The sequence below is a fragment of the Paraburkholderia caballeronis genome (genome assembly GCF_900104845.1).
In the GTDB taxonomy this organism is placed as follows: Bacteria; Pseudomonadota; Gammaproteobacteria; order Burkholderiales; family Burkholderiaceae; genus Paraburkholderia; species Paraburkholderia caballeronis.
Window position 1 is genome coordinate 3,686,414 of the sequence record NZ_FNSR01000001.1, and the last position, 22,502, is coordinate 3,708,915.

The following is a 22,502-nucleotide window of genomic DNA, read 5'->3' on the forward strand; positions in this document are numbered from 1 at the left end:
ACATATAACAGCAACCATCCTGGATGGGATTTGGGTCAGGGCCGAAGCGCTTAACTCCGATCGACCGCTTTGCATGGGATCGGAGTAAGCGCTAAAGCGCTAACTCCGACCGACAACGGAGACTCTACATGACCGCGCGCCCCGCGTTCGGCAACACCCCCGCCCTGTCCGACTACCGGCTCACCGACAACCTGACCGCCACGCGCGGCCGCATCTTCCTGACCGGCACCCAGGCACTGGTGCGCCTCGCGCTGATGCAGCACGCGGCCGATCACGCCCGCGGCCTCAACACGGCCGGCTTCATCAGCGGTTATCGCGGCTCGCCGCTCGGAATGGTCGACCAGCAGGTGTGGAAGGCAAAAAAACTGCTCGACGCAGCCGGCGTGCGTTTCCTCCCGGCGATCAACGAGGAACTCGGCGGCACCGCGGTGCTCGGCACGCAGCGGGTCGAAGCGGACGCCGAACGCACCGTCGATGGCGTCTACGCGATGTGGTACGGCAAGGGGCCGGGCGTCGATCGCGCCGGCGACGCGCTGAAGCACGGCAACGCATACGGCTCGTCGCCGCACGGCGGCGTGCTCGTCGTCGCGGGCGACGATCACGGCTGCGTGTCGTCGTCGATGCCGCATCAGAGCGACTTCACGATGATGTCGTGGCAGATGCCGGTCGTGAATCCGTCGAACATCGCGGACATGCTCGAATTCGGGCTGTACGGCTGGGCCCTGTCGCGCTTCTCCGGCGCGTGGGTCGGCTTCAAGGCGATCTCGGAAACGGTCGAGTCCGGCTCGACCGTCGATCTCGACGCGCTGACGACCGACTGGCGCGCGCCGGAAGGCTACGCCGCGCCGGCCGGCGGCCTGCACAACCGCTGGCCCGACCTGCCGAGCCTGACGATCGAGGCGCGGCTCGCGGCCAAGCTCGACGCGGTGCGCCACTTCGCGCGCACCAACAGCATCGACCGCTGGATCGCGCCGAGCCCGCATGCGAACGTCGGCATCGTCACGTGCGGGAAAGCGCATCTCGACCTGATGGAGGCGTTGCGCCGCCTCGGCCTGACGGTCGCCGATCTCGACCAGGCCGGCGTGCGGATCTACAAGGTCGGCCTGTCGTTTCCGCTGGAGATGACGCGCATCGACACGTTCGTCGAAGGCCTCGCCGACGTGCTCGTGATCGAGGAAAAAGGCCCGGTCATCGAGCAGCAGATCAAGGACTATCTGTACAACCGCCGCGACAGCGCGCGCCCGACGATCACCGGCAAGCACGCGGACGACGGCGCGCCACGGCTGCCGGCGCTCGGCGAACTGCGGCCGTCGCGGATCCTGCCGGTGTTCGCCGCGTGGCTCGCGCAGCACAAGCCGCAGCTGGACCGGCGCGAACGCGTCGTCGATCTGGTCGCGCCGCAGATCCTGTCGAACGACGCGGACGGCGTGCGCCGCACCCCGTACTTCTGCTCGGGCTGCCCGCACAACACGTCGACGAAGGTGCCCGAAGGCTCGATCGCGCAAGCGGGCATCGGCTGCCACTTCATGGCGTCGTGGATGGAGCGCGACACGACCGGCCTGATCCAGATGGGCGGCGAAGGCGTCGACTGGGCCGCGCATTCGATGTTCACGAATACGCCCCACGTGTTCCAGAACCTCGGTGACGGCACCTACTTCCATTCGGGCATCCTCGCGATCCGCCAGGCCGTCGCCGCCAAGGCGAACATCACGTACAAGATCCTCTACAACGACGCGGTCGCGATGACCGGCGGGCAGCCGGTGGACGGCAGCATCTCGGTGCCGCAGATCGCGCGGCAGGTCGAGGCCGAAGGCGTGTCGCGCTTCGTCGTCGTCAGCGACGAACCCGAGAAGTACGACGGCCATCACACCCTGTTCCCGAAAGGCACGACGTTCCATCATCGCGGCGAACTCGATACGGTGCAGCGCGAACTGCGCGACACGGCGGGCGTCACGGTGCTGATCTACGACCAGACCTGCGCGGCCGAGAAGCGCCGTCGCCGCAAGAAGGGCGAGTTCCCCGACCCGGACAAGCGGCTCTTCATCAACGAGGCCGTCTGCGAAGGCTGCGGCGACTGCGGCGTGCAGTCGAACTGCCTGTCGGTCGAGCCGGTCGAGACGGAACTGGGCCGCAAGCGCCGCATCGACCAGTCGTCGTGCAACAAGGACTACTCGTGCGTGAACGGCTTCTGCCCGAGCTTCGTGACGATCGAAGGCGGCAAGCTGAAAAAGACGGCCGGCGTTGCATTCGATCCGCAGGCGCTGGCCGCACGCATCGCCGCGCTGCCGATGCCCGACGCGCATCTGGACGACGCGCCGTACGACATCCTCGTGACCGGCGTGGGCGGCACCGGCGTCGTGACGGTCGGCGCGCTGATCAGCATGGCCGCGCACCTGGAAGGCAAGAGCGCGTCGGTGCTCGACTTCATGGGCTTCGCGCAGAAAGGCGGCTCGGTGCTGTCGTTCGTGCGCTTCGCGGCGCGCGACGCGTGGCTGAACCAGGTGCGCATCGACACGCAGCAGGCGGACCTGCTGCTCGCATGCGACATGGTCGTCGGCGCGAGCGCGGACGCGTTGCAGACGGTGCGCCACGACCGCACGCGGATCGTCGTGAACACGCATGCGATTCCGAACGCGTCGTTCGTGCAGAACCCGGACGCGAACCTGCACGCGGACGCGCTGCTCGCGAAGATGCGCCACGCGGCGACCGGCGGCGCGGCCTCGATCGGCGCGCGCGATCCGCTGTCGACCTGCGATGCGCAGGCGCTCGCGAGCCGCTTCCTCGGCGACACGATCGGCGCGAACATCGTGATGCTCGGCTTCGCGTGGCAACTCGGCCTCGTGCCGGTGTCGCTCGCGGCGCTCACGCGCGCGATCGAGCTGAACAACGTCGCGGTGCAGGCGAACCTGCTCGCGTTCTCGATCGGCCGGCTCGCGGCCGGCGATCCTGCGGCGCTCGAAGCACCGGCACAGGCAGCGTTGGAGCACGCGCCCGCGACGTCGCTCGACGACCTGATCGCGGACCGCGAAGCGCGGCTCGTCGCATACGGCGGCGCGCGTTACGCGGCGCGCTACCGTGCGCTCGTCGACGCGGCGCGCAGCGCGGATACGACGCCGGACCACGCGATCGCGCGCGCGGTCGCGACGACGTTCTACCGGCTGCTGGCGGTGAAGGACGAATACGAAGTCGCGCGGCTGCATACGGCCCCGGCGTTCCGCGCGGCGCTCGAAGCGCAGTTCGACGGCGTCGCGGGCCGCGACTTCCGCGTGAAGTTCAACCTCGCGCCGCCGCTGATCGCGCGCGGCAAACACGGGACCGCGCCGCGCAAGATGCAGTTCGGCCAGTGGCTGTGGTCCGCGCTCGGGGTGCTCGCGAAAGGACGCGGACTGCGCGGCACGCGGCTCGATCCGTTCGGCCAGACGCTCGAACGGAAGATGGAACGCGCGCTCGCGGACGACTACGAAGCGACGCTGCGAGACGCGCTGGCCCACGTCGATGCGGCCAATGCCGAGGACGTCGCGAAGCTCGCGGCGCTGCATCAGCGCGTGCGCGGCTACGGTCATGTGAAGGTCGCGAATCTGGCGTCGGTGAAGCGCACCGAGCGCGAACTCGCCAGCCGCCTCGGCATCGACGCGCGGACCAGCGGGCCGGTCCAGCAGACGCTCGACGCGTTCAAGGGCGTGGGCGCGCTGCGCGGGATTCCGGTCGTCGTCGCGAAGCCGTAACCGGAAACGCGAAGCCGCGGCGCGCGTGGGCGGCCCTTGCCGCGCACGCGCGCCGTTTCGTTTTGTTCCGCGAAGTCAGTCCGGCCGGCTGGCGCTCACGACGGTTCGTCCGACAGCCAGTCGATGTCGCCGCACAGCACGCACAGGCGCTCGCCGATCTGCACGGCCATCGACAGCGTCACGCACGGCAGCGCCTCGTTGATCGACAGATAAGGGGCGGTCGCGTGCACGTGGCCCGGCACGCCGAGCGCGGCGCGGAAGTAAGGACGACGCAGCCAGTTCGCGCCCTGCGCGTCGTCGAGCGGCAGAAAACGCGCGTCGTTCTGCGCGCGATCGACGCGCAGCACCACGTTGCGGCCCATCTGCCGGCCGTTCGAATCGAGCAGGAAACAGCGCGCCGCCTGGTCGAGCCCGAGGAAATTCCAGCACACCTCTTCGAGCGCCTCGCCGGCCGCGAGCCGCTCCGCCGCGCGCTCGAACGCGCGGATGTACGGCGCGAGCCGGCTCGCGGTGCGCCGCTCGTGCGCTTCGGTCTGCTCGCGATAACGCTCGGTCGCCTCGGCGATCACCGCCTGCGCGTGCGGCGCGTCGGTCACGCCCGGATGCGGCCGCCCGAAGAAAAAGCCCTGCACGAAGTCCGCGTTGCACGCGAGCGCGAGCTGCGCCTCGTGCTCGGTTTCGACGCCCTCGATCAGCACGAGCTTGCCCGCGTCGTGCAGCAGCGCGACGAGCGCCGGCAGCGTCGCGGCCATGTCCGCGCGATGCGCGGAGTGCAGCAGCATGATGCGGTCGAGCTTCACGATGTCCGGGTTCAGGTGCCACACGAGCCCGACGTCGACGTGGCCCGCGCCGAAGTCGTCGAGCGCGATCAGGAAGCCGCGCTCGCGGAACGACACCAGCGCCTGCGCAAGCTGGTCGAGATCGACGGCTGGGTCTTCCAGCACTTCGAGCACGACGCGACGCGGCGGCAGACCGAGCCGCTTGAGGTTCGCGAGCAGCGCGGCCGCGTGATACGGCTCGATCAGCGTGCCCGGATGGACGTTGAGGAACAGCCACTCGCGCTCCGCGCCGAGCAGCCGGAAGTTCTCCAGATGCAGTCCCTGCGCGAGCCGGTCGACGAGCAGCAGGTCGCCGACGCGCGCGGCGTCGCCGAACACGTCGAGCGGCGACACCGGCCGGTCGAGCGAGTCGTGCGCGCGCAAAAGCCCTTCGTAGCCGATCGCGCGCATGTGCGACAGGCTGAATACCGGCTGAAACACGCTCGTCAGCGTCAGCCCCCCGTGTTGCGCGCTATAGCGCTGCAGTCCCGACGTGACACTCAGATCGAAGCCGGGCGGGGCGACTGCGGTCCGTTCCTGTTGCACTGTGATCATGCGTTCCTCTCGCACGGAATGAGCGGCGCGGCGCGATGTGCACGCGGCCTCCGCCGTACCCGTAGTTTGCGTTGCGAGCGGTTAAGCAAGGTCCGTGCGCACTGGCACGCGCGCTACGATGAAAACGGCATCGAACCTTGCACCGACTGAAAGGTTCGCGCCTCGCAAGCGGGCAAGGAACGCACCAATCCCGTGCGGACGCACCGCCCGCTCCCCCCGCGCCCCGCCGTGCGCTTCACGGCGATGCGCACGCCCCTCAGGCTAAACTGCTGGCTTGCCTCCATTCAATCCGCCCTGCGGGGCCGCCGCGATGCCCCGCGCTCACAGCCATCGATGGACACCGTATTCACCGTTCTCATTCTGCTCCTCGCGGTCTCGCTCTCCGGCGTGATCGTGCGCCTCCTGCCCGTGAAGCTGCCGCTGCCGCTCGTGCAGATCGGCATCGGCGCGCTGATGACGTTCCCGCTCGTCAATCCGCACGTGACGTTCGATCCGGACCTCTTCATGCTGCTGTTCATTCCGCCGCTGCTGTTCGCGGACGGCTGGCGGATTCCGAAGCGCGAGTTCTTCATGCAGCGGCGCGCGATCCTGATGCTCGCGCTGGGCCTCGTGCTGCTCACCGTCGTCGCGGTCGGCTACTTCGTGCACTGGCTGGTGCCGCAGATCTCGCTGCCGGTCGCGTTCGCGCTCGCGGCGGTGCTGTCGCCGACCGACGCGGTCGCGCTGTCCGGGATCGCCGGCAAGGACCGGCTGCCGCCGCAGTTGATGCACATCCTCGAAGGCGAGGCGCTGATGAACGACGCGTCCGGCCTCGTCGCGCTGAAGTTCGCGATCGCCGCCGCGCTGACCGGCGTGTTCTCGCTGCGCGAAGCGGCGCTGAGCTTCGTCGTGATCGCGGCGGGCGGCCTCGCGATCGGCGCGGCGATCGGCTGGGTGTTCAGCTTCGTGACCGCGCGCTTCCTGAACGGGGGCGACGACAGCGACCCCGCGCCCGGCGTCGTGATGACGCTGCTGATTCCGTTCGCGTCGTACCTGCTCGCGGAGCACGTCGAGTGCTCGGGCATTCTCTCGGCGGTCGCGTCCGGGATGGCGATGAACTACATGAACGTCGCGCACCAGGGGCCGGTGTCGTCGCGCGTGCGCGCGGCCAGCACCTGGACGATGATCGAATTCGTGTTCAACGGGATGGTGTTCACGCTGCTCGGGCTGCAGTTCCCCGGCATTCTCGGCAAGGCGCTGCTCGACGCGCACCACACGAGCAACACGCAGATGGCGCTGCTGCTCGGCTACATCGGCGCGGTGCTGGTCGCGCTGTACGCGATGCGCTTCGGCTGGGTGTGGCTGCTGCGCTGGTTCGCGTCGCGCGGCGCGGCGCGGCACGGCGTGACGAACGCGGTGCCGGGGCTGCGCACCGTCGCGATCACGACCGTCGCCGGCGTGCGCGGCGCGGTGACGCTCGCCGGCGTGCTGTCGCTGCCGGTCGCGCTCGCGAACGGCACGCCGCTGCCAGGCCGCGACAGCGCGATCTTCATCGCGTCCGGCGTGATCCTCGCGTCGCTGCTGGTCGCGATCGTCGGGCTGCCGCTGCTGCTGCGCGGCGTCGGGCGCGGCGGGCAAACCCCGCATGCGGCCGAGGAGCGCAAGGCGCGGATTCTCGCCGCGCAGGCGGCGATCCGCGCGGTCGATGCGCTGCACGAGAAAGCGAGCGCCGATCTCGACGAATCGTCGGCGGCGTATGCGGCAGACGTGACCGCGCGCGTGATGGACCTGTACCGCCGCCGGCTCGCGACGCTCGACGACGACCACGCGCGCAGCGGCCGCGCGCGCCTCGCGGAATCGCTGGAGCTGGAGATGCGGCTCGCGGCGATGCGCGCGGAACGCGCGACGTTGCTCGCGCTGCGCAACGGCCAGAAGATCAACGACGAGACGATGAACAAGCTGGTGAGGGAGGTCGATCTGGCGGAGACGGCGTTGACCTCGCGCGGGAGGGCTCGGGGGTGATGCGCCGCGTCGGTTTCGGGCGGCGTTCGCGGTAACGCCAGGCGAATTCCGCACCTCGCCGGTCGGGACAGCCATTCGCCAACGCCCCGCCGTTCATCCGCTACGCGCAGAGCGCATCGCGCGGGCAAGCGGGGCGACGTGACGGCACCCGAAAACGGCCACGCCTGCGGACGACATCACCGCCCTTTTGCGAACCACGCGCTCGCCTGGCCGCGCGCGGCGCGCACCCTTCGACTCAAACCGCCGCCTGCTGCGCCGGCTTCCTGCGCAGCAGCGCATACAGGATGATCGCGCCGAACGTCGCGGTGCCGATCCCGCCGAGCGCAAACCCGCCGAGCTTCAGCGAGAAGTCGCCCGCGCCGAGCACCAGCGTCACCGCCGCGACGATCAGGTTGCGGTTGTCCGAGAAGTCCACCTTGTTGACGACCCAGATGCGCGCGCCGGTCACCGAGATCAGCCCGAACACGACGATCGACACGCCGCCGAGCACCGGTCCCGGAATCGTCTGGATCACCGCGCCGAACTTCGGCGAGAAGCCGAGCACGATCGCGATCAGCGCGGCGATCACGAACACGAGCGTCGAATAGATCTTCGTCACCGCCATCACGCCGATGTTCTCCGCGTAAGTCGTGACGCCGGTGCCGCCCGCGAAGCCGGACACGACCGTCGCGATCCCGTCGCCGATGAACGCGCGGCCGATGTAGCGGTCGAGGTTGTGGCCGGTCATCGCGCTCACCGCCTTGATGTGGCCGAGGTTCTCCGCGACGAGGATCACCGCGATCGGCGCGAGCAGCGCCATCGCGTGCGGATCGAACACCGGCGCGCCGAAATGCGGCAGCCCGAACCATGCGGCATTGCCGACGATCGAGAAGTCGATCGGCCGGCCGAGGCCCATCCCGTTCGTGACGATCGCATAGATCGCATACGCGACCAGCAGGCCGACGAGGATCAGGAGCCGCTGCACCATCCCGCGCGTGAACACCGCGACGCCGCCGACGCACAGCACGGTGACGAGCGCCATCCACGAATCGAAGCTGGAGCCGCTCACGCCCTTCACCGCGATCGGCGCGAGGTTGAGCCCGATCACCGCGACGATCGAGCCGGTGACGACCGGCGGCATCAGCGTCTCGATCCACTTCGTGCCGACCGCCGACACGATCACGCCGATCAGCGCATACACGACGCCGCATGCGACGATGCCGCCGAGCGCGAGCGGAATGTTCGGATTCACGCCGTGTCCGCCATAGCCGGTAATCGCGATCACGAGGCCGATGAACGCGAAGCTCGACCCGAGATAACTCGGCACGCGCCCGCCGACGATCACGAAGAACAGCAGCGTGCCGATCCCCGACATGAAGATGCACAGGTTCGGGTCGAAGCCCATCAGGAGCGGCGCGAGCACCGTCGAGCCGAACATCGCGACGACGTGCTGCACGCCCATCGCGAACATCTGCGGCCACGGCAGCCGCTCGTCCGGCGCGACGACGCCGCCGGCGTTTCTCTGCGGCCGCCAGCGGGGGAAATAGGAATCTGACATCGCGGGGTTCTCCTCTTCGGCGTGGTCTGGTTGTGGTTATCGGCCGTCGCAGGCCCCGCCGGCAGCGGGCCGGGCGGAATGCGATGACCTGAATCACGCGCGAGTGTACGGAGAGCAAAACCCGGTGGCAAGCAACGGAAAACCAGAATCTCGATCAAATTCTGTCGTCGATAACGGGCCGATTAAGACATTTCCTATACGTGCGTACGCAACGCAGCCGTTAGACTGGCCCCTCTGCGTAACCCCACGACTGGTTGCGCAGAGGTTGTAAGTTGTAGTTGTAAAACTCTCCGACTTCCCGCTCATGTCCCCTCGGCTTGAGCGGTTTTTTTTTTGGGCGGTCCGGAATACGCGCGTCGTCGATCAGGCGTCGGCCGGCCGCGGCGACATCGCCAGCTCGTCGTCGCCGAACGCGGCCGCCGCGAGTTCCCGCGCATAGTCGCGCACGCCGTGCGGCCACTCCGCGTTCGCCGCGTCGAAGCGCTCGCGCTCGCCCGCATACAGCGCGCGCAACGCGTCCTCGTAACCGGGCAGTTCGAGCGCGAGCGCAAGCATGAAGCGATGCACCGTTTCCTGCGCCGCCTTCACGCGTTCCTTCGCGTTCTCGACCTCGCGCGCCCCATCGACGAGACGCCGCAGCGTCACCGACGCGCCGCCCGGCTGCATGGCCAGCCAGTCCCAGTGGCGCGGCAGCAGCGTCACCTCGCGCGCGACGACGCCCAGCTTCGGGCGGCCGCGGCCGCGCGGCGGATCGACCGCCAAGCCTGCCAGGCCCGCCGTGTTCCCGAGGCCCGACGCGTTCGAGGGATTGCCGTCCGCCCCCTCGACAACCGCGAGCTGCGCGGCCAGTTGTTCGATCGACAGGCGCGGATCGAACCGCAACGTCCGGGCGTCCCGGTCATCGAATATCAGAATCGTCGCGGCCTCGCCGCGCGCCACTGCCTGTTTCACCCTTTCGGCGACTGCGGCGGGCAAACCCCGCGCGATCAGCCGCGTTCCTGCGAATACCGTGCATTGCTTCGTCATGATTCACTTGCTGGGCGAACGCCGGGCAATCCCGGCTCATCCGCTGTACTGTCCTGCCGTCCATGCACGCGCCGCCTATGGCCCCGCGAGGCCCGCTGCCTGCATGGATGACGCCCTTTTCGCGCGGTGCCAACCCAGCACCGCCATCGACAGGCCCGCGATCACGGCCGGCACGCCGACGACGAAGAACAGCGCCGACAGCGTCAGCCCCATCGTCAACATCGCGCCGCCCGCCAGCGAGCCCACCACCGAACCCATCCGGCCGATGCCGTTCGCCCAGCTCACGCCGGTCGCACGACAATCGGTCGGGTAAAACGCCGCGGACAGCGCGTTCGCGCCGACCTGCGATCCCGATACGCAGAAACCCGCGGCGAACACCGCGAGCGCCGCGAGCCACGGCGACGCGGCAAGGCTGCCGATCGCCGCGACGAATACGCCCGCCGCCGCATAACTGAGCGCGAGCACGTAATGCGGATTGAAGCGGTCCATCAGCCAGCCCAGCACGATCGCGCCGAGCGTGCCGCCGACCTGGAACATCGCGGTCACGAGCGCCGCCGTGCGCAGCGACGCGCCGGTGCCGCGCAGCAGCGTCGGCAGCCAGCTCGACAGCAGATAGATCACCAGCAGGCTCATGAAAAACGCGAGCCACAGCAGCAGCGTGCCGCGCAGCAGGTCCGGCCTGAACAGCCGCGCGACCGGCGATCCCGATGCCGCGCCGTTCGGCGTCGCGAAGGTCGCGAACGTTGCGGTCGCCAGCATCGGCTCCGGCGCGATGCGCGCGAGCGTCGCCGCGATCCGGTCGCGCGCGCCGCCTTGCGTCACGAGGTAGCGCACCGACTCGGGCAGACGCCACACGAGCACCGGCACCAGCACGAGCGGCGCGACGCCGCCCGCGAGCAGCACCGAGCGCCAGCCGAACTCCTCGATCAGTGCGGCCGCAACGAAGCCGCCGAGCGCGGAGCCGATCGTGAAGCCGCAGAACATCGTCGTCACCAGAAACGAGCGGCGCGACGCCGGGCAATATTCGGACGTCAGCGTGATCGCATTCGGCATCGCGCCGCCGAGGCCGAGGCCGGTCAGAAAGCGCAGTGCGATCAGCCACGACAGCGACGGCGAAAACGCGGACGCGACGCTCGCGATGCCAAAGCCGCTGACGCACCACAACAGCAGGCGCTTGCGCCCGATGCGGTCGCCGAACGGCCCGAACAGCAGCGCGCCGGCCATCAGGCCCGCGAGGCCCGCGCCGAACACCGAGCCGAGCTGCGACGGCGCAAGCTGCCAGTGCGTGCGGATCACCGGCGCGATGAAGCCGATCGCGGCGGTGTCGAATCCGTCGATCGCGACGATCAGAAAGCACAGCACGATGATCGCCGCCTGAAAGCGCGACACGCGCTGGCGGTCGATGAATGCGGTCACGTCGATGGACGGTTGGTTGGTCATGTCTCCTCCGAGGGCTTTGGTTTCGTTATTGGATGAAAGACGCGCGGCCGGCTCGCGCCGCCGCGCGCGCTTTTGTCAAGCCACTCCGTTCAGCGCGTCTTCCGCGCGCCAACCGTACAGCCACTGCAGCGAGTCGTAAAACTGCTCCTGCGTGCGGCCGACCCACAGCGAATTGCGCACCAGCCGCTCGACGCCCTTCGCGTGATAGACCCGCCCCATCTCGCGCGCCGAATACAGCACGCGCGCGGTGCGCGGAATGCGCGCCTTTTCGTACAGCGCGAACGCCGCCTCGAAGTCGCCGTCGGCCGCGTCGTAGGCCGCGCCAAGCGTGACCGCGTCCTCCAGCGCCTGGCACGCGCCTTGTGCCAGGTACTGGGTCATCGGATGCGCGGCGTCGCCGAGGATCGTCGCGCGGCCGAAGCTCCAGCGTTCGACCGGATCGCGGTCGGCCGTCGCCCAGCGCCGCCACGACGTCGGCCGGTCGAGCATCTGGTGCGGCAGCGAATGGATGCCGTCGAAGTACGACAGCACCTCCTCCTTGCTGCCGTCGCGCACGCCCCACTGCTCCTTTTCGCGGCTGTGGAACGTGACGACCAGGTTGTACTGGCGTCCGCCGCGCAGCGGATAGTGGACGAGGTGGCAATGCGGGCCGGCCCAGACGACCGGCGCGTTGATCTGCAGGTCGGTCGGCATGTTCTCGACGTCGACGACCGCGCGATAAACGACGTGCCCGGTCACGCGCGCCTCGTCGCCGATCAGCGCCGCGCGCACCGCCGACTTCACGCCATCGCAGCCGATCACCGCGTCCGCGCGGTACTGTTCGCCGCGCTGGTCGGTGACGGTCACGCCGCGCTCGTCCTGCACGAAGCCGGTGATCTGCGTGCTCGTGCGGAACTGGATCAGCGGGTTCTGTTTCACCGCTTCGAGGATCGACAGATGGATGTCCGCGCGATGGATCACCGCGTACGGATTGCCGAAACGCTCGCGATAGCGCGGGCCGGTCTCGATGCGCACGATCTCGTGCGCATCGACCGCATCCATCAGCTTGATCCAGTCGGTGAACACCGCACGGCCGCGCGCGGCCTCGCCGACGCCGAGCGCATCGAGCGCGTTGAACGCGTTCGCGCCGAGCTGGATGCCCGCGCCGATCTCCGCGATCTGCTCCGCCTGCTCCAGCAGCAGCACCTGCACGCCACGGCGCGCAAGCGCCAGCGAGGCGGCCAGCCCGCCGATTCCGCCGCCGGCCACGATCACGTTGCGGCGCGCGTCTTTCTTCTGGTTCATCGTTGTGTCCCCCCGGTTCTCATCACGCCGCGTAGTCGGGCTGGCGCTGTGGTTGCGCACGCACGAATGCCGGATGCTCGTCCGCGTGCCGGTAGACCGCGAGCGAGCGCGCATACGGCGTGAGATCGCAGCCCATGCGCTGCGCGTTCGCGATCTGCGGCACGAGGCAGCAGTCCGCGAGCGTCGGCTGCGCGCCAAAGCACCACGGGCCGCCGTGTTCGCGCGCCGCGCGCACGAGCAGCCGCTCGACGCCCGCCATCCCGTCCGCGACCCAGTGCCGGTACCATGCGTCCTTTTGTTGCGTTGACAACGTGATTTCGTCCTGGAGGTAGCGTAACACGCGCAGGTTATTGACCGGGTGAATGTCACAGGCGATCAGATACGACAGTTCCAGCACGCGGGCGCGTAATTCGGGGTCGGACGGAATCAGGCGCGGCTCCGGATGGCGCGCGTCGAGCCAGTCGACGATCGCAAGCGACTGGCCCAGCGTGAATTCGCCGTCCACCAGCGCCGGCACCGACGCGGACGGATTCACGTCCGCCACGTATTGCCCGTCGCGATGCTCGCCGGTGCGGATGTTCACCGGCAGGTACGTGTAGTCGAGCCCCTTGAGCGCGAGCGCGATACGCACGCGATACGACGTCGAACTGTTGAAGAAGCTGTAGAGCTGCACGATTGGACCTCCTCGTTCGGCGCGCGTCAGACCACGCGGACCGTCAGTTCGCCGAGGCGCTCGACGCCGACGGCCATCGTCTCGCCCGCCTTCACCGGGCCGACGCCTTCGGGCGTGCCGGTGAAGATCACGTCGCCCGGTTCGAGGCGGAAGAACTTCGACAGGTACGCGACCGTCTCCGCGACCGACCAGATCAGGTGCGACACGTCGCTCTTCTGCTTCGTCTCGCCGTTCACGGTGAGCCACAGGCCGGCCTGCTCGAAGTGGCCGACGTCGCTCGCGCGGTGGATCGGACCGATCGGCGCGGAGCGGTCGAACGCCTTGCCGATCTCCCACGGACGGCCCATCTCGCGCATCTTCATCTGCAGGTCGCGGCGCGTCATGTCGAGACCGACCGCGTAACCCCACACGTAATCGAGCGCGTTTTCGAGCGGAATGTCCGCGCCGCTCCTGCCGATCACCGCGACCAGTTCGGCCTCGTAGTGGTAGTTCTGGGTCTGCGCCGGATATGCGAGTTCGAGCGTTTCGCCGTAGGCGACCGGCACGACCGCGTCGCCCGGCTTGCAGAAGAAGAACGGCGGCTCGCGGTCCGGATCGAAGCCCATCTCGCGCGCGTGCGCCGCGTAGTTGCGGCCGACGCAGTACACGCGGCGCACCGCGAATTGATCGCCGCTGCCGGCGACCGGAACGGCGACGGGCGCCTCGGGGGTGAAGACAAAAGCCATATCGATGTAACCCTGGTTCGGGGGAACGAGCCGTGGCGCAGCCACGGGATGAAATTCACGGGAAGAGTCCGGAAGGGGCCGGACTGGCCGGGCGCCGGAGCGGCGCCGCGGCAGTGCGCCCAACGCCTGACGCGTCCGGCGCACGACGCGCACGACGCGAACGACGACGAACGACGCGCGCGTTAAACGCGTTCCTCGCGCAGCAGGTTCAGCGCGGCGAGCACCGGCCGGTCCGAGTAGCTGAACAGCACGGCGTCGCTGTCCGCGTCGAGCCGCACCGGCTGCCACGACGGCGCGACGAACACGTCGCGCGCGTCGAACGCGAACGACTCGCCGCCGACGTGCGCGGTCCCCTTGCCCTCGACGACGCAGTAGACGGTCGAATCGGTGCTGCGGTACGTGCGGCCGCGAAAGCCCGTCGGCAGGAACTGCATGAACGTCGCGATCGTCGGCATCGGCCAGCCGCCGGTCGCCGGGTTCACGTAACGCAGCTTCACGCCGTCCCACGGGTCGAGTTCGCCGCCGCGGTACAGCACGTCCAGCGCCTCGCGGCTGCGCGCATACGGGTAGCTGAAGATCGGCGAGGTCGGATCGGTCACGCGGTGGCGCACCGGCACCATGTTGTGGCCGAAGCGCGCGAAGCTGTCGCCTTCGGGCCGCGACACCGGCTGCGTCGCTTCCGGGTAGCTCTGCGCGAAACCCGCGTCGAGATGCGCGACGAGCGGAATGTCGAGGCCGTCGAGCCACACGACCGGCTCCCCGCCTTCGTCGGCGGACGGATTGCCGTGGTCGTGCCACGTCCACGACGGCGTGATGATGAAGTCGCCCGGATGCATCGTCGTGCGCTCGCCGTTCACCGCGGTCCACGCGCCCTTGCCTTCGACGATGAAGCGCAGCGCGGACTGCGTATGGCGGTGGCTCGGCGCGATCTCGCCGGGCAGGATCAGTTGCAGGCCCGCGTACAGGTTCGGCGTCAGCGCGGACTTGCCGGGCAGGCCCGGGTTCTCCAGCACGAGCACGCGGCGCACGGCCTCTTCCGCGCTGATGACCGCGCCGGCCTGCATCACCAGATCGCGGATCTGCGCGTACTTCCAGATCGCGGGCAGCGCCTTCGGCTGCGGGGTCTTCGGCACGAGGTTGTGCAGCGACTCCCACAGCGGCGCGAGCCGTTGCTGGGCGATCTGCCCGTAATACGCGCGGCGGGTATCGGAAAGGGGGGCGGTTGCGGACATTCGGGCGTCTCCAGTCATGTCTCGTCCGAGCCGGGATCAGGAAAAACGCGCCTACCGGGTCGGCCATTGCAGTGGGACGATTTATATGCCTGCGAGCTATACGCTGTAAAATAGTAAATTCATCTCATTCATACGTTTCTGGATATAACAGGACGCACAATGACGGACTGGACTCATCGGCTGCGGCTGCGCCATCTGCAGTGGCTGCTGAGCGTCGCGGAGACACGCAACCTGAGCCAGTCGGCGGCCGCGCTGAACACGACGCAGCCGGCGCTTTCGAAATGGCTGAAGGAGTTGCAGGAGGACATCGGGCTGCCGCTGTTCGAGCGGCACGCGCGCGGTCTGCGGCCGACCGCGTACGGCGAGGCGCTGATCGAGCATGCGAAGCGCATCGAAGCGCACCTCGACTCCGCGCGCGACGACATGGCCGCGCTGATCGACGGCGGCAGCGGACTGGTGTCGATCGGCACGTCGGGGGTGTCGGCCGCGGACACGGTGCCGCTCGCGGTCGCGCGGCTGCTGCGGCAGATGCCGCGCGCGCAGGTGCGGCTGATCGAAAGCACGATGAACCTGATGATGCCGCAGCTCGTGCGCGGCGAACTCGACGTCGTGGTCGGCCGCGCCGCGAGCGAGACCGACGATCCGCGCCTGAGAAGCGAGACGCTGTATCGCGAGCCGATCAACTTCGTGAGCGGCATCGTGCATCCGCTCGCCGGGCGCGACGCGCTTGACTGGGACGACCTGTCCGGCTACGGGTGGATTGTCTGGCCGCACGGCACGCCGGTGCGCAAGGCGCTCGACACCGCGCTCGCGGCGGCCGGCAGGACGATGCCGCGGCACAGCGTCGAGTCGAACTCGTCGATCCTGAACATCACGCTGCTCAACCATAGCGAACTGGTCGGCGTCGCATCGCACCGGGCGGCGCTGCGCTTTGAGCGGCAGGGTGTACTGCGCGTGCTGCCGATGCAGTTGACCGGACACGGCGCGGTGTCGATGTACTGGCGCGACGACAGCCTGAGCCGCGCTGCGGTCGCGGCGGCGCTCGACCATCTGCGCGCCTGTGCGCGCGAAGGCCTGGACGCCGCCGACGACCTCGACGCGGACGCGGCCGGCTAGTCCGCGCGCAGCCCGGTGATCGCGGCGGCGCCAAGCCACGCGCCCCACTGGGTCGGGAAGTCGAAGCCCGGATCGAGGTCGAACCCGGCCGCGAGCGCGTCGTCCAGCGTCGCGCCGTTTTGCAGCGCGACGAACGCCGCGTGCGCGGCGGCCGTCTGCGACAGCACGCCGGGACGCCACTGCGGACGGACGACGAGCGACCACGACGGCGTGTCGATCCGCCCGGGCCACGCGCCGCCCGGTTGATGCGCGCGCCAGATCGCGTCGACCGCAAACGGGGATGCGAGCGCGACGCACGCCGGATGCACCGCGAGCCGCGCGTCCGACAGTGCAGCGGGGTCCATCGCGAGCCATTGCTGCGGGGAAAGCGGCACGACGTCGGCCGCGAACGCGGCCTTGTGCAGCGCCCATTCGAGTCGCGCGACGCCGGCGAAATACGCGTGACGCGGGTCCGGCTCGTAACGCGCGACGAAGTCGGCGAGGGCCGCGCCGAAGCGGTTCAGGTCCGCGTCCGGCGACGGATTCGCGCGCGCGTACGCAAGCGACAATGCGTCGAAGTACGGATCGCCGGTCAGCGCGAGCAGCACCGGGTATGCGCTGGCGAGCGCGCGCCGGCGCGCGGCGCGGACGTTGCCGCGATAGAGGCCGATGCGGGCATGGTGAGCGGCTTGTTGTGCGTCGGTGGCCGCAGCGTGATCGCGGTGCGCGAGGTCACTCGATCGGCTCCCCTCCAGTGGGTCTTGCAGATCGACAACCGGCCGCAGATGCGCGGACAACTGCGCATCGCGTGGCGGATCGTCCAGCGCGTCCGCGAACAGGCGCTGAAGCGTTTCGAGTTCCGCACCGCCGCTCACGGATGCGCTCCGTTCCGGACGGCGTCGGCCCGCGCCGCCGCCATCCGCTCGCGCGCGATCCGCGCTTCGTCCAGCAGCACGTCGAGCGGCGGCACGTCGGTATCCCATTCGATCAGCGTCGGCACGTTGCCGAACCGGTCGAGCGCCGCGTCGTAAAGCGCCCACACGGCCGGCGCGACGCGCGAACCGTGATCGTCGATCACCGCCGCCTCCGTCACCCGATGACCGGCCAGATGGATCTCGCCGACGACGTCTGCCGGCAGCGCGGCCATCGCGGCAAGCGCGTCCTCGCCATGATTGCGCTGGTTCACGTACAGGTTGTTCACGTCGAGCAACACGCCGCAGCCGGTGCGCCGCGCCAGTTCCGCGAGAAACGCCGTCTCGCCGTACTGGTCGGCGCGAAACCGCACGTAGGCGGACACGTTCTCGATCAGCACCGGCCGGCGCAGCGCATCCTGCATCTGCGCGACGCGCCCGCAGACGAGATCGAGCGCCGCGCGCGTGAGCGGCATCGGCAGCAGGTCGTGCAGATGTCCGCCCGCGACCGCCCCCCAGCACAGATGCTCGGAGACGACCGCCGGCTCGATCCGTTCGACGAGCCGCCGCAGACGCGCCAGATGCGTAGCGTCGAGCGGTCCCGCCGAACCGAGGCCCAGCCCGACGCCATGCAGGCTGACTGCCCGGTCGCGCCGCACGATGTCGAGCACGTGCAGGTCGTAGCCGCCGTCGCCGAAGTAGTTTTCGCTGTGGACTTCGACCCAGGCGACGGCAGGCGGCGGACCGGCGACGAACGCGTCGTAATGCGCGTGGCGCAGCCCGATGCCGACGCCTGCCGGCGCGCGCGGCGCGCTCATCGCCGTCATCCGCGCATGCAGCCGCCTGGCGAAAGCACCGTCATTTCTCCGCCGTGCCGCCGAGCTTGTCGCAGGTGCCCTTCGGCATGGTCTTGAAGTCGCCCTTGTCGTGATCCACCTTCGCCTGGCCCGCGCAGTCGTGCACGCCGGTCTTGCTCGCGCAGTCGTTCTGGCCGGCCTTCGCGACGCCGTAGCACTGCACGGTGTCGTCCGCGTGCGCGACGCCGACAGTCGCCGTCGCGAGGCCCGCCAACGCGGCGGCGATTGCCGCGTGGCGGCTGAGTTGCGTTTTCATCGGATGCTCCCGGAGTCGAGTGTCGCCGCGACGCCGCCGCTGTCGGGCGCGTCGCGTGGTGTCGCCTATTGTGCATCACCGAAATATCGCCCATCGCGGAACGCCGGCGGCCCACCATGCGGCAACGCAGCATTCAATGCCGAAGCATCACGAGGGGGGCGGCAATTATCTCAATATTGGCAATTAAGTTTGGCCTGCCCGGCTATTTATCTTGATATCGCGGTGCAATAAAGTTCACTCACACGCTCAGACGAACTCATTGTTACGAGCGAATACACAATATCCGGAGGTTTTGATCATGAAGTCGCTTATTGCAGCCGCTTTCGCCGTCACCGTTCTCGCCGCACCCGCTCTGACGTTCGCGCAGGAAAACAACGCGCCGATGACCCGCGCGCAGGTTCGCGCCGAACTCGTTCAACTGGAAAAGGCCGGCTACCGTCCGGGCCTGTCCAGCCCGTACTACCCGGAAGACCTGAACGCCGCACAAGCGCGCGTCGCGCAGCAGGACGCCCCGCAGGCTTCGGCCTACGGCCCGTCGACGACCGGTTCGTCGCAAACCGGCGCCCGTCCGGCAACCGGCCCGAAGTCGGTCTACTTCGGCCAGTAATGCCGCTCCGGCAGGACTCGCGCCTGCCGCCGCGCCCGATGCAAGGCATCGGTGCGCCGTCGTAATCGAGTAGTTGCTCAAGCCCGCTCTCGTCGATCGATCGCGAGAGCGGGCTGTTCGTTTATCGTCGGTCCACGCGCACAGGGATTCATGCAGTGGACCCACGCCCAGGAAACCTCCGCCGCCGGGAGCCCGGCGGCTTGCCCGGACGCAAGTCCGGGCCTTTTTCACCGCTCAACCCGCCGCGCCCAACCGGCGACGACTAGAACCGATGCCGGACGCCCGCGGCAATCATCAACTGATTGCGGCCACTCGACGGGTCGTTCGTGTTGATCACCGCCGGCGCGCCCGACGACGCGCGCTGGTACAGCGCCTCCGCATACACGTCCGTGCGCTTCGAGAACTGGTAGTTCGCCTGCACCGCGCCGGTGTGCCAGTGCGCGTTCGACGCGTTCGTGTACACGTACATGCCCGCCAGCGCGAGCGCCGGCAGCAGTTGCCATGTCGCATTCGCCTCGTAGTTGCTGAACGCGATCGACGCGAGCGGCGCGCCGCTGTCCGCGTCGGCGACGCCGGTGCTGATCGAGCGCGACCATGCGCCCGCGAGCGTCACGTCGCCGAGCGCGTAACTCGCGCCGACGCCGACCGTATCCTGCTTGCGCACGCTCGCGCTGACGAGCGAGCCATCCGGCCCCGGCAGCACGAACGGGTCGTATGCGCCGGACGGCGTCACGCCGCGCCCGTTCGCGCGCAGCCACGCGGCGCCCGCATTGAACGCGCCGGCCGAGTAGTTCGCGCCGATGCTGTACGCGCGGTTCTCCGCGAAGCGCCCCGCGCCGTTCGAGAACGCGTACATGCCGCCGAACGTGAAGCCGTCGTACGACGGGCTCGCGTACTTGATCGAGTTCGCGGCGAGGTACGAGTTGTTCGCGTTGTCGTTGTCGAACGGGTGCGCGAACGCGGTGCCGCCGTTGCCGCCCGTCAGCGTGAACGGCGCGAAGTAGTCGTGGATCGAGTCGTACTGGTGGCCGAGCGTCACCTGTCCATATGCATCCGATCCGAGCCCCACGTACGCCGGGTGATCGTTGAATTCCTCGCCGCTCGACACCGAAAAACCGCGCTCGAAACGGAACAGCGCCTTCGCGCCGCCGCCGAGATCTTCCGCGCCCTCCAGCCCCCAGTAGCTGCCGTCGATCAGCCCGGACGTCGTGCGGTACTGCGCGCGGCCGCCGACGTTGTTGACGTACGCGAAACCGGCGTCGAGTTCGCCGTACAGCGCGACGCTGCTCTGCGCCGCCGCGCCCACGCTCAACGTCCCGGCAACGATCGTCCCCGCGGCGCGAACAGCCGCCCTGTTCATCGAGATACCCATATCAAACCCTGCGAACGAGAAGAAAGCGGGAACCGGAGGCAGCCTGAATCCCGTTTGTACCGCAGCGCGCCGCAGCCGATCCGCAAGCTGCCGCGCTGCAGGCAATCCGATGCCGTCCGATCTGTAATGCGATGAAATGATAGTGAAAGACTCGGAGAGCCAACAACGCGGCGTCGCGTGTTTGCATCGGAATCCGCGCGCGTCGCGCGCTGCGTCAACGAGACCGGAAAACAGGATTGCGCGGACCGTTGTTTAGGTATTGAGATTCATTCTCAATCAAGAGGGTCTGCAATAGCGTTCAAGACTGGCCGGCGCGGCGGACGGAAGATGGCGCTCCCGTATCCAAGGAGCTAATACCCATGCAGTCAATGCAGAACGTCGATACCGCCTCACCCGCGACGCCGGAACGCTGCGTGATCGTCGTGGACAACCAGTTGCCGGCCGGACGCGCGGCGAACGCCGCCGCCGTGCTCGCGCTGACCGTCGGCCACCGGCACCCGGCGCTCGTCGGGCTGCCGCTCGTGGACGCGTCGGGCGTCGAGCATCCGGGGCTGATCCCGATCGGCATCGCGGTGCTGGCCGCCGACCAGGCAACGCTGTCCGGCATCCGCGGCAAGGGTGCGGCGGCCGGCTGCGACATCGTGGATTTCCCGGTGCAGGGCCAGCAGACGACCGATTATTCGGCATTCCGCGATGCCGTCGCGCAGGTCGCGACCGCCGACCTGCAATACGTCGGCGTCGCGCTGATCGGCGCGCGCAAGCCGATCGGCAAGATCGTCGCGAATCTCGGTCTGTTGAAGTAAGCGGAAATAAGCGGACCGCGCTCAGCGCAGCAGCGCCTTTCGGTACGCGCCCGGCGTCACGCCGACGCTCCGGCGGAAAGAACGCGTCAGATGGGCCTGGTCCGCGAAACCGGTCGCGGCCGCGACGTCGCTCAGCGCACGGCCGACGCGGATCAACCCGATCGCGCACCGGATGCGGGCCTGACGCTGATAGCCGTGCGGCGTCATCCCGACATGGCGCTCGAACGCGCGAAAGAGCCGGTACGGCGGCAGTCCGGCCGCCTGCGCGATGTCGCCGAGGCGGACGTTGCGGTCCAGATGATGCGTGAGGAAATCCTTCGCGAGCGCGATCGCACGCGGCTCGCGCCCCGCGTCGGCGCGCGCGGCCGGCCGGCGCACGTGCCGCTCGAAGAGCCGCGCCGCGAACGCCAGGTAACGCTCCTCGCGCTTGAGCGCCTCGCCCTCGACCTCCGAGCAGCGATGGACGCCGTAGAACATCGCCGTCAACGCGGGATCGCTGATGATCGGCCCGGTCAGCCGGCCGCCGTGGGTCGCGCCGCCGTGGCCGTCGCCGAGCAGCGAACCCAGATGCGCGGTGTCGACGTAGACCGTCCGCTGCCGCCAGCCGTGTTCGTCCACCGGCCAGCCCGCGTGCGGCTCGTCGGCGTCGATCGCGTACAGGTCGCCCTGCCGCGCGACGAATTCCGTGCCGCGCATCCGGATGCGGATCGCGCCTTCGGTAATCAACGCGAAACACGCAGTCTGGTGCGTGTGGACGTCGTACGAGAAATCGTGGAACTGGCCGCGCAGCAGTTCGGCGCCGAGATCCGGCGCGCGCCAGATTCGAACGTCCGTCTTGCGGACCGTGGAGGAAAGTGCGGAATGGCCCATGGTGTCGATGCGTGCGGTTCGCCTGCGTCGGCGCGGCAAAGCCGCACCACGGCTCGAACCGGCTGGATCGCCAAAGCGGTTCACGAAACCGGTCAATCATAGCCGCCGGCGGGAAATCGTGCGGACCGCGATCGCGGCCGTTCCTTTTCGGAAGCTTCGGAAGCAACCCGGCGCGCCGGCCCTCTTCATGCACATCGGCTCGCCGCGTCGCGTAGCTCCATCCTTTCGACACATCCGGGAACCAGACTCGTTGTCGTCGGCCCATAACCACGACCCACTCTGGAGGAATAGGCGATGGGAGCGAAGGTCCGCAGCTATCTGTCCCCGACGTTGGTCCTGCTCGCGTTCGACTGGCCGGAAGGCGCGACGCGCAAGGATTTTCTCGGCTTCGCAATCCGCCGCACGCCCGGCTTTCTGAGCGCGGACGGCCGCACGCGTGAAGCCCGTAGCTGGCTGCCGAACCGCCTGACGTTCGACGGCCCGGTGCCCGAATCGCAGCCGGACGCGCCGTCGAACGAAGCGCCGATCCAGAAGTTCATGTGGTGGGACGCACGAATCGAGCCGGCCGATCGCCAGAAGAAATTCACCTACGACGTGTATCCGGTCGTCGGGACGCCGAACGACCTGCAAACGCTCGACGCCGAAGCCGCGTCCTGCCCGCTCACGTTGCCCGCGCACATCGAGGACGGCATCGGCACGTGGTTCAACCGCGCGG

The 22,502-nt window shown here is 68.8% G+C and carries 18 protein-coding genes and 1 pseudogene; 6 read left to right on the forward strand and 13 right to left on the reverse strand.

Annotated elements, in window-relative coordinates; genetic code table 11:
* Window positions 1-128: 128 nt before the first annotated feature.
* Window positions 129-3,725 (forward strand): indolepyruvate ferredoxin oxidoreductase family protein, encoded by a 3,597-nt coding sequence (locus BLV92_RS16495; protein WP_090546671.1) that lies wholly within the window; start codon window positions 129-131, stop codon window positions 3,723-3,725.
* Window positions 3,726-3,820: 95 nt separating this feature from the next.
* On the opposite strand, the gene BLV92_RS16500 is transcribed toward BLV92_RS16495, so the two are convergent.
* Complete coding sequence (locus BLV92_RS16500; protein WP_090546672.1) at window positions 3,821-5,098, reverse strand: EAL domain-containing protein; 1,278 nt, start codon at window positions 5,096-5,098, stop codon at window positions 3,821-3,823.
* Between the two features lie 333 nt (window positions 5,099-5,431).
* On the opposite strand from BLV92_RS16500, the gene BLV92_RS16505 reads away from it, so the two are divergent.
* Window positions 5,432-7,099, forward strand: coding sequence for a Na+/H+ antiporter (locus tag BLV92_RS16505; protein WP_090546674.1), 1,668 nt, complete (start codon window positions 5,432-5,434; stop codon window positions 7,097-7,099).
* A gap of 235 nt (window positions 7,100-7,334) precedes the next feature.
* On the opposite strand, the gene BLV92_RS16510 is transcribed toward BLV92_RS16505, so the two are convergent.
* From BLV92_RS16510 to gtdA, 7 genes are all read right to left on the reverse strand, one after another.
* Window positions 7,335-8,636, reverse strand: coding sequence for a solute carrier family 23 protein (locus BLV92_RS16510; RefSeq protein ID WP_090546676.1), 1,302 nt, complete (start codon window positions 8,634-8,636; stop codon window positions 7,335-7,337).
* A 363-nt stretch (window positions 8,637-8,999) separates the two neighbouring features.
* Complete coding sequence (locus BLV92_RS16515) at window positions 9,000-9,662, reverse strand: DUF2239 family protein (protein WP_090546678.1); 663 nt, start codon at window positions 9,660-9,662, stop codon at window positions 9,000-9,002.
* 75 nt (window positions 9,663-9,737) lie between these two features.
* The gene (locus tag BLV92_RS16520; RefSeq protein WP_090546680.1) at window positions 9,738-11,102 is read right to left on the reverse strand and encodes an MFS transporter; all 1,365 of its coding nucleotides are present in this window, start codon (window positions 11,100-11,102) and stop codon (window positions 9,738-9,740) included.
* A gap of 75 nt (window positions 11,103-11,177) precedes the next feature.
* A complete protein-coding gene (locus BLV92_RS16525) occupies window positions 11,178-12,386 on the reverse strand; it encodes a 3-hydroxybenzoate 6-monooxygenase (protein WP_090546681.1) in 1,209 nt (402 codons plus the stop codon).
* A 22-nt stretch (window positions 12,387-12,408) separates the two neighbouring features.
* Entirely contained in the window at window positions 12,409-13,059 is a 651-nt protein-coding gene (maiA, locus tag BLV92_RS16530) for a maleylacetoacetate isomerase (RefSeq protein WP_090546683.1), read from the reverse strand.
* A 26-nt stretch (window positions 13,060-13,085) separates the two neighbouring features.
* The gene (locus BLV92_RS16535; RefSeq protein ID WP_090546686.1) at window positions 13,086-13,784 is read right to left on the reverse strand and encodes a fumarylacetoacetate hydrolase family protein; all 699 of its coding nucleotides are present in this window, start codon (window positions 13,782-13,784) and stop codon (window positions 13,086-13,088) included.
* A 182-nt stretch (window positions 13,785-13,966) separates the two neighbouring features.
* Entirely contained in the window at window positions 13,967-15,016 is a 1,050-nt protein-coding gene (gtdA, locus tag BLV92_RS16540; protein WP_090546688.1) for a gentisate 1,2-dioxygenase, read from the reverse strand.
* 159 nt (window positions 15,017-15,175) lie between these two features.
* Here gtdA and BLV92_RS16545 point away from each other — a divergent pair, with 159 nt between their 5' ends.
* Window positions 15,176-16,132: a LysR substrate-binding domain-containing protein gene (locus tag BLV92_RS16545; RefSeq protein ID WP_090546690.1), complete on the forward strand. Its 957-nt coding sequence runs from the start codon at window positions 15,176-15,178 to the stop codon at window positions 16,130-16,132.
* On the opposite strand, the gene BLV92_RS16550 is transcribed toward BLV92_RS16545, so the two are convergent.
* Genes BLV92_RS16550 through BLV92_RS16560 form a run of 3 tightly spaced genes read right to left on the reverse strand, consistent with a single transcriptional unit; the run spans window position 16,129 to window position 18,135 of the window.
* A complete protein-coding gene (locus BLV92_RS16550; RefSeq protein WP_167627070.1) occupies window positions 16,129-16,986 on the reverse strand; it encodes an HvfC/BufC family peptide modification chaperone in 858 nt (285 codons plus the stop codon). The genes BLV92_RS16545 and BLV92_RS16550 overlap by 4 nt on opposite strands.
* Complete coding sequence (gene bufB / locus BLV92_RS16555; protein WP_090547148.1) at window positions 16,983-17,840, reverse strand: MNIO family bufferin maturase; 858 nt, start codon at window positions 17,838-17,840, stop codon at window positions 16,983-16,985. Before bufB ends, BLV92_RS16550 begins: the two co-directional genes overlap by 4 nt.
* 40 nt (window positions 17,841-17,880) lie before the next feature.
* Window positions 17,881-18,135 (reverse strand): BufA1 family periplasmic bufferin-type metallophore, encoded by a 255-nt coding sequence (locus BLV92_RS16560; RefSeq protein ID WP_090546693.1) that lies wholly within the window; start codon window positions 18,133-18,135, stop codon window positions 17,881-17,883.
* Window positions 18,136-18,433: 298 nt separating this feature from the next.
* On the opposite strand from BLV92_RS16560, the gene BLV92_RS16565 reads away from it, so the two are divergent.
* Window positions 18,434-18,742 carry a DUF4148 domain-containing protein gene (locus tag BLV92_RS16565; protein WP_090547149.1) on the forward strand — a complete coding sequence of 103 codons (309 nt, stop codon included), beginning with the start codon at window positions 18,434-18,436 and terminating at the stop codon, window positions 18,740-18,742.
* Between the two features lie 262 nt (window positions 18,743-19,004).
* Here the strand turns inward: BLV92_RS16565 and BLV92_RS16570 are convergent, their stop codons facing one another.
* On the reverse strand, window positions 19,005-20,102 hold the full coding sequence (locus tag BLV92_RS16570) for a porin (protein ID WP_090547151.1): 1,098 nt from the start codon (window positions 20,100-20,102) through the stop codon (window positions 19,005-19,007).
* Window positions 20,103-20,473: 371 nt separating this feature from the next.
* Here BLV92_RS16570 and BLV92_RS16575 point away from each other — a divergent pair, with 371 nt between their 5' ends.
* Complete coding sequence (locus tag BLV92_RS16575) at window positions 20,474-20,917, forward strand: DUF2000 domain-containing protein (RefSeq protein ID WP_244283807.1); 444 nt, start codon at window positions 20,474-20,476, stop codon at window positions 20,915-20,917.
* A gap of 21 nt (window positions 20,918-20,938) precedes the next feature.
* Here the strand turns inward: BLV92_RS16575 and BLV92_RS16580 are convergent, their stop codons facing one another.
* Complete coding sequence (locus BLV92_RS16580) at window positions 20,939-21,787, reverse strand: helix-turn-helix transcriptional regulator (RefSeq protein WP_090546698.1); 849 nt, start codon at window positions 21,785-21,787, stop codon at window positions 20,939-20,941.
* 294 nt (window positions 21,788-22,081) lie between these two features.
* Between BLV92_RS16580 and BLV92_RS16585 the strand changes: the two are divergent.
* Window positions 22,082-22,502: pseudogene (locus BLV92_RS16585) on the forward strand (phospholipase D-like domain-containing protein); the annotation flags it as partial.